Genomic DNA, 11,436 nt, shown 5'->3' on the forward strand with positions numbered 1-11,436 from the left:
TCCGCGCTCTGGCGCACCAGTTACCGGCGAGTTACTGTCGTGGCAACACCTACGAGGGCGGCCTGGTGACGCAGCCGCCCCGTGCCGGTCGGTTCGTTTCGCACTGCACGGCGTGGCCCCGGGACAGGGTCCTGCCGCTTTCGCCCCTGCGGGTTCCTCCCCGCCGGGTTCCGGCCCGGGCCGTTGCCGCCCCGGGCTCCTCACCGCACGGCACTCCGTACGGCATCCGCGCGCGACGTGCGCCGCGCGCCCCCTCAGTCGTCACCCTCTTCCACTGGAGTCCCTCGATGGACCGTCAGTCCAGTCAGCCCACCCTCCAGACCATCGCCGTCGTCGGCCTCGGCACGATGGGCACCGGCATCGCCGAGGTCCTCGCGCGGGCCGGCCGCGAGGTCATCGGCATCGACATCAGCGAGACCGCCGCCCGCCGGGCCGCCGCCTCCCTCGCCGCCGCGACCGCGCGCTCCGTCGCCCGGGAGCGACTCACCGAGCAGGAGCAGGCGGACGTCCTGGCCCGCTTCCGCACCTTCACCGACCTGGCAGCCGCAGCCGAGGCCGATCTCGTCATCGAGGTCGTGCCGGAGTCGTACGAGGTCAAGCAGCAGGTGTTCCGCGAGCTCGACGCGGTCGTGCGGCCCGACACGATCCTGGCCACGGGCACCAACGCCCTGTCGGTGACCCGGCTCGCCGCCGAGTCCCAGCGCCCCGAGCGGGTCTTGGGCCTGCACTTCTTCAACCCGGTCCCGGCGATGAAGCTGGTCGAGGTCGTCTCGTGCGTCCTGACCGCCCCGACGGCCGTGGAGGCGGTCACGGAGCTGGCCCGCGAGCTCGGCAAGGAGCCGGTGGCGGTCGGCGACCGGCCCGGCTTCGTCGCGGACGGCCTGCTCTTCGGCTACCTGAACCAGGCCGCCGCCATGTACGAGGCGAAGTACGCCTCGCGCGAGGACATCGACGCGGCGATGCGGCTCGGCTGCGGCCTGCCCATGGGGCCGCTCGCGCTCCTCGACCTGATCGGCGTGGACACGGCCCGCACGGTCCTGGAGGCGATGTACGCCTCCTCCGGGGACCGGCTGCACGCCCCGGCCCCGATCCTGGGGCAGCTGGCCGAGGCCGGGCTGGCGGGCCAGAAGTCCGGGCGCGGTTTCTACACGTACGAGGCACCGGGCAGCTCGGTGATCGTCCGCGACCTGCAGACCCCGCTGGACGGGTCCCTGCTGGGTGCGGGCCGCCCGGTGAGCTCGGTCGGCGTGGCCGGTTCCGGCACCATGGCGAGCGGCATCGCGCAGGTCTTCGCCCAGGCCGGGTTCGACGTGGTCCTGGCGGCGCGCAGCCAGGAGAAGGCGGAGGCCGCCAAGGCCGCCATCGGCAAGTCCCTGGGCCGTGCGGTGTCCAAGGGCCGGCTGACCCAGGAGGCGGCGGACGGCACCCTGGACCGGATCACCCCGGCGGGTTCGCTGGATGCCTTCGCCGAGGTGGACCTGGCGGTGGAGGCGGTCGCCGAGGACCTGGCGGTCAAGCAGGAGCTGTTCGCGACGCTGGACAAGGTCTGCAAGCCGGGTGCGGTGCTGGCCACCACCACCTCCTCGCTGCCGGTGATCGCGGTGGCCCGGGTGACCTCGCGCCCACAGGACGTGATCGGCATGCACTTCTTCAACCCGGCCCCGGCGATGAAGCTGGTCGAGGTCGTCCGGACGGTCCTGACGGCCGACGACGTGCACGCCACTGTCCGCGAGATCTGCGTGAAGGTGCGCAAGCACCCGGTGGACTGCGGGGACCGGGCCGGCTTCATCGTGAACGCGTTGCTGTTCCCCTACCTCAACAACGCGATCAAGATGGTGGAGGAGCACTACGCGAGCCTCGACCAGATCGACGCGGCCATGAAGCTGGGCGGCGGCTACCCGATGGGGCCGTTCGAGCTGCTCGACGTGGTCGGCCTCGACGTCTCGCTGGCCATCGAGAAGGTTCTCCACAAGGAGTTCCGCGACCCGGGCCTGGCCCCGTCCCCGCTGCTGGAGCACCTGGTGGCGGCGGGCTGCCTGGGCCGGAAGACCGGCCGCGGATTCCGTGAGTACGCCCGGCGGTAACCGAGCGGGCCATGAGCCGGATGCGTGGGGAGGGCTGCTCGGGTCCGCCGGACCCTCACGGCGGACTGACCTTCCCGAGCCCAGTGCGGGCTCTCCCCCGCATCCACCCCTCTCCCACCCCCCTCCGGCGCGCACCCCCGCGCGAATGAAGTACTTTCGCTCTATGTCCCAGCCCGCCAAGACCTCGCCCCGCGCCTCCTCGGCCCCCGACGCGCCGGAGAGCGCGGCCGGCACCCGGGCTGCCGCCCAGCGGCTCAAAATGCGCCGCGAGCTCGCCGCCGCGGCCATGGAGCTGTTCGCGACGAAGGGGTACGAGGCGACGACGGTCGACGAGATCGCCGCGACGGCCGGGGTCGCGCGGCGGACCTTCTTCCGGCACTTCCGGTCGAAGGAAGAGGCGATCTTCCCGGACCACGACGACACCCTGATCCGCGCCGAGGCGGTCCTCGACGTGGCCCCGGCGCACGAGCACCCGCTCGACACCGTGTGCCGCGGGATCAAGGAAGTCATGAAGATGTACGCCGCCTCGCCCGCGGTGTCGGTGGAGCGCTACCGGCTGACGCGGGAGGTGCCGGCGCTGCGGGAGCGGGAGATCGCCTCCGTGGCCCGGTACGAGCGGCTCTTCACCCGCTACCTGCTGGCGCACTTCGACGAGACCGACCACCACGACGGCAACGACGATCCGCTGCTGGCCGAGGTGGCCGCCTCGGCCGTAGTCACGGCCCACAACCACGTGCTGCGGCGCTGGCTGCGGGCCGGGGGCCAGGGCGACGTGGAGGCGCAGCTGGACCACGCCTTCTCGATCGTGCGCAAGACCTTCGGCACGGGGATCGGCGCGGGCCGCACCCTGAGCCCGGCGGCGCCCTCCGCGCCGGCGGCCGTCCGCACGGAGGGCGAGGTGCTGGTGGCGGTGGCCCGGACCGACGCACCCCTGGACGAGGTCATGCGGACCATCGAAGAGGCACTGCGCGCGAGGTAGCGACACCGGAAGCGATGCTCGTCACAGCGGCCGTCCCCGAGGAGGGGGCGGCCGCTTTCGTATGTCCGGCTTGCCCCTACTCGGCGGTAACTTTGATCGATCATCGCTCATCTGCGCAGGTCAATAGGCAAATGAGAGAAAGTTTTGGCACGCGGTGCCTTGCCGGGTGACACGGGGTGCCATACGTTGAATCTCGTCCGGATGTCCCCGCGACCCACGCCCACACGGCACGGAACGCGCCCCGGACGCCTGCGTCACCAGGCACCCGCACGCCCCACCACGGGCGGCGCCCAGCACCACAGCACAGCCGGACCGACGGCACACCGCACCCGCTCCACGCACCCGTTCACCTCAGCGCACCCTCATCAGCGCTAGCCGGAGGCTCACCGTGAAGGACATCCTGGACGCGATTCAGTCGCAGTCCGCCACCGCCGCAGACTTCGCCGCCCTGCCGCTCCCCGACTCCTACCGCGCGATCACCGTGCACAAGGACGAGGCGGAGATGTTCGCCGGGCTCACCACCCGCGAGAAGGACCCGCGCAAGTCCCTGCACCTGGACCACGTCCCGCTCCCCGAGCTGGGCCCGGGCGAGGCCCTGGTGGCCGTCATGGCCTCCTCGGTCAACTACAACTCCGTGTGGACCTCGATCTTCGAGCCCGTCTCCACCTTCAGCTTCCTGGAGCGCTACGGGCGCCTGTCGGAGCTCACCAAGCGCCACGACCTCCCCTACCACGTCATCGGCTCCGACCTCGCGGGCGTCGTCCTGCGCACCGGCCCCGGTGTCAACGCCTGGAACCCGGGCGACGAGGTCGTCGCCCACTGCCTCTCCGTCGAGCTGGAGTCCTCCGACGGCCACAACGACACGATGCTCGACCCCGAGCAGCGCATCTGGGGCTTCGAGACCAACTTCGGCGGCCTGGCCGAGATCGCGCTCGTCAAGTCCAACCAGCTGATGCCGAAGCCCGACCACCTGAGCTGGGAGGAGGCCGCCGCCCCCGGCCTGGTCAACTCCACCGCCTACCGCCAGCTGGTCTCCCAAAACGGCGCCGGCATGAAGCAGGGCGACAACGTCCTGATCTGGGGCGCCAGCGGCGGCCTCGGCTCCTACGCCACCCAGTTCGCGCTGGCCGGCGGCGCCAATCCGATCTGCGTGGTCTCCTCCCCCGAGAAGGCCGACATCTGCCGGTCCATGGGCGCCACCGCGGTCATCGACCGCAACGCCGAGGGCTACACGTTCTGGAAGGACGAGCACACCCAGGACCCGCGCGAGTGGAAGCGCTTCGGCTCCAAGATCCGTGAGCTGACCGGTGGCGAGGACATCGACATCGTCTTCGAGCACCCGGGCCGCGAGACCTTCGGCGCGAGCGTTTACGTCACCCGCAAGGGCGGCACCATCACCACCTGCGCCTCGACCTCGGGCTACATGCACCAGTACGACAACCGCTACCTGTGGATGTCGCTGAAGCGCATCGTCGGCTCGCACTTCGCCAACTACCGCGAGGCGTGGGAGGCCAACCGCCTGATCGCCAAGGGCAAGATCCACCCCACTCTCTCCAAGGTCTACTCCCTGGAGGAGACCGGCCAGGCCGCCTACGACGTCCACCGCAACCTCCACCAGGGCAAGGTCGGCGTCCTCGCGCTCGCCCCCGAGGAGGGCCTCGGCGTCCGCGACCACGAGATGCGCGCCCAGCACCTGGACGCCATCAACCGCTTCCGCAACGTCTGAGTCCGTTCAAAGGCCTAAGGGACAGCCTGAGATGACAGAGCGCCAGAAGGACCGTCCGTGGCTCATGCGGACGTACGCCGGCCACTCCACGGCCGAGGCGTCCAACGAGCTGTACCGCCGCAACCTCGCCAAGGGCCAGACCGGCCTGTCGGTCGCGTTCGACCTGCCGACGCAGACCGGCTACGACCCCGACCACATCCTCGCCCGCGGCGAGGTGGGCCGGGTCGGGGTCCCGGTCTCCCATCTGGGCGACATGAGGCGGCTGTTCCAGGACATACCCCTGGAGCAGATGAACACCTCGATGACGATCAACGCCACCGCCATGTGGCTGCTGGCGCTCTACCAGGTGGCCGCCGAGGAGCAGGGCGCGGACATCTCCCAGCTCCAGGGCACCACCCAGAACGACATCGTCAAGGAGTACCTCTCGCGCGGGACGCACGTCTTCCCGCCGGGGCCGTCCCTGCGGCTGACGACCGACATGATCGCGTACACGGTCAACCACATCCCGAAGTGGAACCCGATCAACATCTGCAGCTACCACCTGCAGGAGGCCGGGGCCACCCCGGTCCAGGAGATCTCGTACGCGATGTCCACGGCGATCGCCGTCCTCGACTCGGTGCGCGACTCCGGGCAGGTTCCCGAGGAGCGCTTCGGCGAGGTGGTCGCCCGCATTTCCTTCTTCGTGAACGCGGGCGTCCGCTTCATCGAGGAAATGTGCAAGATGCGCGCCTTCGGCCGCATCTGGGACAAGGTCACCCAGGAGCGCTACGGCATCGAGAACGCCAAGCAGCGCCGCTTCCGCTACGGCGTCCAGGTCAACTCCCTCGGACTCACCGAAGCGCAGCCGGAGAACAACGTGCAGCGCATCGTGCTGGAGATGCTCGCGGTCACCCTCTCCAAGGACGCCCGCGCCCGCGCGGTACAGCTGCCCGCCTGGAACGAGGCGCTGGGCCTGCCCCGGCCCTGGGACCAGCAGTGGTCGCTGCGCATCCAGCAGGTCCTGGCACACGAGAGCGACCTGCTGGAGTACGACGACATCTTCGCCGGATCCCACGTCATCGAAGCCAAAGTCGACTCCCTGGTCGCCGACTGCCTGGCCGAGATCGACCGGATCCAGGAGATGGGCGGCGCCATGGCCGCCGTCGAGTCCGGCTACCTGAAGTCCCAGCTGGTCTCCTCGCACGCCGAGCGGCGGGCGCGGATCGAGGCCGGCGAGGACAAGATCGTCGGCGTGAACTGCTTCGAGCAGACCGAACCGAACCCGCTGACGGCCGACCTGGACGGCGCCATCATGACGGTGGACGGAGCCGTGGAGGCCTTCACCGTCGAGCGGATCGGCCGCTGGCGGTCCGAGCGGCAGGAGTCCTCGGACCGCCAGGGCAACGGCGACCCGTTCGTCTTCCCCACCGTGGGGCAGGCTCTGGACCGGCTCAAGGAGGCCGCCGCCGGAACCGAGAACCTGATGGAGGCCACCCTGGAGTGCGCCCGGGCCGGTGTCACCACCGGCGAGTGGGCGGGCGCGCTGCGCGAGGTGTTCGGCGAGTTCCGCGCCCCGACCGGCGTCTCCTCGGCCCCGGTCGCCGTCGCCGCCGAACCGGGCACGCCGATGCACGAGGTCCGCGAGAAGGTGGCCCGCACCGCCGACGACCTCGGCTCGGGCCGGCTGCGCCTGCTGGTGGGCAAGCCCGGCCTGGACGGACACTCCAACGGGGCGGAGCAGATCGCCGTCCGCGCCCGCGACGCCGGCTTCGAGGTGGTCTACCAGGGCATCCGGCTGACGCCGGAGGAGATCTCCTCCGCCGCGCTGGCCGAGGACGTGCACTGCGTGGGACTGTCCATCCTGTCCGGATCGCACAGCGCCCTGGTGCCGGACGTCCTGGAACGGCTGCGCACCGCGGGGGCGGGTGACATCCCCGTCATCGTCGGAGGCATCATTCCCAACGCCGACGCCGCCGCGCTCAGGGCCGCGGGGGTGGCCGCCGTCTTCACGCCGAAGGACTTCGGCATCACGGAGATCATCGGCCGTATCGTCGACGAGATCCGCAAGGCCAACAAGCTCGACCCACTCGACAACGCCGCCATCATTGCAAGCACGGAGGTCCCCGCATGACCACGCCAGTCCACCCGGTCAACCGCCTTCGCCCGCGCCGCTCCTGCCTCGCGGTGCCCGGCTCGAACCCGCGGTTCCTGGAGAAGGCCCAGGGGCTGCCGGCCGACCAGGTCTTCCTGGACCTGGAGGACGCCTGCGCCCCGCTCGCCAAGGAAGGCGCCCGCCACACCATCGTGGACGCGCTGAACAACGGCGACTGGACCGGCAAGACCCGCGTCGTGCGCGTCAACGACTGGACCACCCACTGGACCTACCGCGACGTCATCACGGTCGTCGAGGGCGCCGGCCAGAACCTCGACTGCATCATGCTGCCGAAGGTCCAGGACGCCCAGCAGGTCGTGGCCCTCGATCTCCTCCTGACCCAGATCGAGAAGACGATGGGCTTCGAGGTCGGCAAGATCGGCATCGAGGCGCAGATCGAGAACGCCAAGGGCCTGGTGAACGTCGACGAGATCGCCGCCGCCTCGCCCCGGCTGGAGACCATCATCTTCGGCCCGGCCGACTTCATGGCCTCCATCAACATGAAGTCCCTGGTCGTGGGCATGCAGCCGCCCGGCTACCCGGCGGACGCCTACCACTACATCCTCATGCGCATCCTGATGGCGGCCCGGACGCACAACCTCCAGGCGATCGACGGCCCCTTCCTCCAGATCCGCGACGTGGACGCCTACCGCGAGGTGGCGGGCCGGGCAGCGGCGCTGGGCTTCGACGGCAAGTGGGTGCTGCACCCCGGCCAGGTCGACGCGGCCAACGAGGTCTTCTCCCCCTCCCAGGAGGACTACGACCACGCCGAGCTGATCCTCGACGCGTACGACTGGTGCACGTCGGAGGCCGGCGGCAAGAAGGGCTCGGCGATGCTCGGCGACGAGATGATCGACGAGGCCAGCCGCAAGATGGCCCTGGTCATCGCGGGCAAGGGCCGGGCGGCCGGCATGCAGCGCACCACCAAGTTCGAGATTCCCACCGGCTGACAAGGACAGACCACCATGCAGTTCGGACGCACGTACGAGGAGTTCGAGGTCGGGGCGGTCTACAAGCACTGGCCCGGGAAGACGGTCACGGAGTACGACGACCACCTCTTCTGCCTCCTGACCATGAACCACCACCCGCTCCACATGGACGCGAACTACGCCGAGAACACCACCGACTTCGGCAAGAACGTCGTCGTGGGCAACTACATCTACTCGCTGCTGCTCGGCATGTCCGTGCCGGACGTCTCCGGGAAGGCCATCGCCAACCTGGAGATCGAGTCCCTGCGGCACGTGGCGCCGACCTTCCACGGCGACACGATCTACGGCGAGACCACGGTCCTCGACAAGACGCCGTCGAAGTCGAAGAACGACCGCGGCATCGTCTACGTGGAGACCAAGGGCTACAAGCAGGACGGCACCCTCGTCTGCGTCTTCCGGCGCAAGGTGATGGTCCCGACCGAGACCTACATCAAGGAGCGCGGCGGCGAGCAGCCCGGCCGCCCCCGGCCGAAGACCCAGGAGAAGTAGCCATGGCCCGACTCGCCCAGACCGCCGGGCTGACCGACGTCCAGCGGGAGATCCTCAAGACCGTCCGCGAGTTCGTCGACAAGGAGATCATCCCGGTCGCCACCGAGCTGGAGCACCGCGACGAGTACCCGCAGCAGATCGTCGACGGCCTCAAGGAGCTCGGCCTCTTCGGGCTGATGATCCCGGAGGAGTACGGCGGCCTGGGTGAGTCGCTCCTCACCTACGCGCTGTGCGTCGAGGAGATCGCGCGCGGCTGGATGTCCGTCTCGGGCATCATCAACACGCACTTCATCGTGGCGTACATGCTCAAGCAGCACGGCACGCAGGAGCAGAAGGACCACTTCCTCCCGCGCATGGCGCTGGGCGAGGTGCGCGGCGCCTTCTCGATGTCGGAGCCGGCGCTCGGCTCCGACGTGTCGGCCATCACGTCCAAGGCGGTGAAGGACGGCGACGAGTACGTCCTGAACGGCCAGAAGATGTGGCTGACGAACGGCGGCAGCTCCACCCTGGTGGCTGTTCTCGTCCGGAGTGACGAAGGACACCCCGAGGGCACCGCGCCGCACAAGTCGATGACGACCTTCCTCGTCGAGAAGGAGCCCGGCTTCGGTGAGGTCCGTCCCGGCCTGACCATCCCCGGCAAGATCGACAAGATGGGCTACAAGGGCGTCGACACGACCGAGCTCATCATGGACGGACTGCGCATTCCGGCCAATCGCGTCCTCGGCGGCCAGACGGGCCGAGGGTTTTACCAAATGATGGACGGCGTCGAGGTCGGCCGCGTCAACGTGGCGGCGCGTGGCTGCGGCGTCGCTCAGCGTGCTTTCGAACTCGGCGTCTCATATGCCCAGCAGCGTCACACTTTCGGCAAGGCGATCGCCGAACACCAGGCCATCCAGTTCAAGCTGGCCGAGATGGCTACCAAGGTCGAAGCCGCTCATGCGATGATGGTGAATGCAGCACGCAAAAAGGACTCCGGGGAACGAAACGACCTCGAAGCAGGGATGGCGAAGTACCTCGCCTCCGAGTACTGCAAGGAGGTGGTGGAGGACGCCTTCCGGATCCACGGCGGATACGGATTCTCGAAGGAGTACGAGATCGAGCGCCTCTACCGCGAGGCTCCGATGCTGCTGATCGGTGAAGGTACCGCCGAGATCCAGAAAATGATCATCGGGCGACGCCTGCTCGAGGAGTACCGACTCCAGGGCTGAAAGTCCCTTTTGCGACGGATCCTCCCAGGGTCCGTCGCAGCAAGGTCACTACCAGTCACTGGCCGACGGCCATCGACTCGGCTTCTGGCTTGCCCAGTTGTTGCGCGCAACCGATAGCATTCCAGTAAAGCCGCCGTCCCGTCCCCCTGTTTGCGGCGCGGCAATCACCCGCTACGAAGGTCATCCATGCCCCACAGCCAAACCTCTGCAGCCCGCGACAGCCGACTCGGCGTACGTCTCGCCCGCGGAGCATCGCCGTGGCTTCTGCCGACCGTCGCCACCGCGGCGCTCAGCCTCACCCGGGCCCGCAAGTCCGGGCGCTGGGCAGCCGCGGCCGTGCCCGCAACCGCGCTCGCCGCGGGCATGCTGTGGTTCTTCCGTGACCCGGAGCGCGAGATCGCTCAGGGCCGTGTCATCTCGCCCGCCGACGGTGTGGTGCAGAGCATCATGCCGTGGAAGGACGGACGGACCCGGGTCGCGATCTTCATGAGCCCGCTCAACGTCCACGTCAACCGCGCGCCCCTGGCGGGCACGGTGACGTCCGTGGAGCACGTCCCCGGCGGATTCGTCCCGGCCTTCAACAAGGAGAGCGAGAACAACGAGCGCGTTGTCTGGCACTTCGACACCGAGCTCGGTGACATCGAGATGGTGCAGATCGCCGGCGCCGTCGCCCGCCGCATCGTCCCGTACCTGCCGGCCGGCACCAAGGTGGAGCAGGGCGAACGCATCGGTCTGATCCGCTTCGGCTCCCGCGTCGACATCTACCTCCCGGAGGGCGTCGAGGTCGCGGTCGAGGTCGGTCAGGCCACCACCGCGGGGGTGACACGAATTGACCGTGACTGACCCTGAGACTCCGGCCACCGGCTGGGTGCCCGAGTCCGCCGAGGAGGAGTCCGCCGAGGACGACATGCCGCTCTCGCTGCGGCTGTCGATAGCGGACACGCTCACCCTCGGCAACGCCACGTGCGGATTCATGGCGGTGTACTTCACCACCACCGGAATCCTCATCCCGCACCTCACCGGGAGCGGCGAGACGGGCATGGCCCGCAACAGCGCCGCCACTGCCGTGATACTGATGCTGCTCGCCGCGGTCTTCGACCTCTTCGACGGCATCGTGGCCCGCAAGCTGCGCAGCTCGCCGATGGGTGCCGAGCTGGACAACCTGTCCGACCTGATCAGCTTCGGTCTCGCCCCCGCCTACTTCGTCCTCGTCTACGGCATGGTCGCCGTCGACGCGGACCAGAAGGTGTCGGCGCTGGCCGCGATCGTGGTGCTGCTCGCCGTGGTGCTCCGCCTGGCGAGATTCAGCTGCGTGACGATGAAGGACGGCATGTTCCAGGGCATGCCGAGCCCCTTCGGCGCGCTGACGGTCGTCTCGATCGTGCTGCTGGAGCTCCCGTTCATCCCGACACTGCTGGCGATCGTCGGGGTGGCGTGGCTGATGGTGAGCCGGGTCGAGTACCCCAAGCCGCGGGGTGTCCTCGCGGTGGCGATGCTCTGCTGGATCATCAGTGCGATGGGCCTGCTGGCGGCCTGGGCGTTCGACGCGCCGGGCGGCCAGATGCTGCTCCAGACCGGCTGTGCGCTGCAGATCGCCATGGCCGCGACCATTCCGCTGTTCGCGACGACGCGGAGGGCCAACACCTTCCGCCACAACCGCCGCGAGGCACGAGCGACGTCGCTGCGCTAGCGCAGTCGCTGCGCCGGCCGTACGTGGAAGGCCCCGGATGCCACCGCTTGGGTTCAAGGGGTCGTCGCAACACCACTTGGTTTCAGGTGGTGAGTAGATCACGTAGACGCTCGGCTGGGGTATCCCAGTCGAGCGTCTTG

General features: G+C 69.2%; 9 protein-coding genes. All 9 read left to right on the plus strand.

Translation table 11 applies throughout. The features are described from left to right. The first annotated feature begins 287 nt into the window (after positions 1-287). Positions 288-2,084, plus strand: a complete 1,797-nt coding sequence (locus ACFW2G_RS28265) for a 3-hydroxyacyl-CoA dehydrogenase family protein (protein WP_037915826.1) — start codon at positions 288-290, stop codon at positions 2,082-2,084. Positions 2,085-2,247: 163 nt separating this feature from the next. Continuing rightward, positions 2,248-3,063 carry a TetR family transcriptional regulator gene (locus ACFW2G_RS28270; RefSeq protein WP_037915824.1) on the plus strand — a complete coding sequence of 272 codons (816 nt, stop codon included), beginning with the start codon at positions 2,248-2,250 and terminating at the stop codon, positions 3,061-3,063. A gap of 388 nt (positions 3,064-3,451) precedes the next feature. Next, entirely contained in the window at positions 3,452-4,789 is a 1,338-nt protein-coding gene (gene ccrA / locus ACFW2G_RS28275) for a crotonyl-CoA carboxylase/reductase (RefSeq protein ID WP_037915821.1), read from the plus strand. Positions 4,790-4,820: 31 nt separating this feature from the next. Next, positions 4,821-6,899, plus strand: a complete 2,079-nt coding sequence (locus ACFW2G_RS28280) for a protein meaA (protein WP_384446816.1) — start codon at positions 4,821-4,823, stop codon at positions 6,897-6,899. Continuing rightward, positions 6,896-7,870, plus strand: coding sequence for a CoA ester lyase (locus ACFW2G_RS28285; RefSeq protein WP_037915816.1), 975 nt, complete (start codon positions 6,896-6,898; stop codon positions 7,868-7,870). The genes ACFW2G_RS28280 and ACFW2G_RS28285 overlap by 4 nt, the downstream gene beginning before the upstream one ends. 15 nt (positions 7,871-7,885) lie before the next feature. Beyond that, positions 7,886-8,398, plus strand: a complete 513-nt coding sequence (locus ACFW2G_RS28290; protein WP_037915814.1) for a MaoC family dehydratase — start codon at positions 7,886-7,888, stop codon at positions 8,396-8,398. Between the two features lie 2 nt (positions 8,399-8,400). Continuing rightward, a complete protein-coding gene (locus tag ACFW2G_RS28295) occupies positions 8,401-9,606 on the plus strand; it encodes an acyl-CoA dehydrogenase family protein (protein WP_031158096.1) in 1,206 nt (401 codons plus the stop codon). A gap of 186 nt (positions 9,607-9,792) precedes the next feature. Next, entirely contained in the window at positions 9,793-10,449 is a 657-nt protein-coding gene (locus ACFW2G_RS28300; protein WP_384446821.1) for a phosphatidylserine decarboxylase, read from the plus strand. Positions 10,450-10,513: 64 nt separating this feature from the next. After that, positions 10,514-11,296: a CDP-diacylglycerol--serine O-phosphatidyltransferase gene (gene pssA, locus ACFW2G_RS28305; protein WP_370466674.1), complete on the plus strand. Its 783-nt coding sequence runs from the start codon at positions 10,514-10,516 to the stop codon at positions 11,294-11,296. The last annotated feature ends 140 nt before the right edge of the window (positions 11,297-11,436 follow it).

The sequence above is a fragment of the Streptomyces sp. NPDC058880 genome (genome assembly GCF_042742535.1).
Classification (GTDB): Bacteria; Actinomycetota; Actinomycetes; order Streptomycetales; family Streptomycetaceae; genus Streptomyces.

Coding starts and splice junctions, on each gene's coding strand:
- ACFW2G_RS28265 (WP_037915826.1), top strand. CDS start 288: ATGGACCGTCAGTCCAGTCAGCCCACCCTCCAGACCATCGCCGTCGTC.
- ACFW2G_RS28270 (WP_037915824.1), top strand. CDS start 2,248: ATGTCCCAGCCCGCCAAGACCTCGCCCCGCGCCTCCTCGGCCCCCGAC.
- ACFW2G_RS28280 (WP_384446816.1), top strand. CDS start 4,821: ATGACAGAGCGCCAGAAGGACCGTCCGTGGCTCATGCGGACGTACGCC.
- ACFW2G_RS28285 (WP_037915816.1), top strand. CDS start 6,896: ATGACCACGCCAGTCCACCCGGTCAACCGCCTTCGCCCGCGCCGCTCC.
- ACFW2G_RS28290 (WP_037915814.1), top strand. CDS start 7,886: ATGCAGTTCGGACGCACGTACGAGGAGTTCGAGGTCGGGGCGGTCTAC.
- ACFW2G_RS28295 (WP_031158096.1), top strand. CDS start 8,401: ATGGCCCGACTCGCCCAGACCGCCGGGCTGACCGACGTCCAGCGGGAG.
- ACFW2G_RS28300 (WP_384446821.1), top strand. CDS start 9,793: ATGCCCCACAGCCAAACCTCTGCAGCCCGCGACAGCCGACTCGGCGTA.
- pssA (WP_370466674.1), top strand. CDS start 10,514: ATGCCGCTCTCGCTGCGGCTGTCGATAGCGGACACGCTCACCCTCGGC.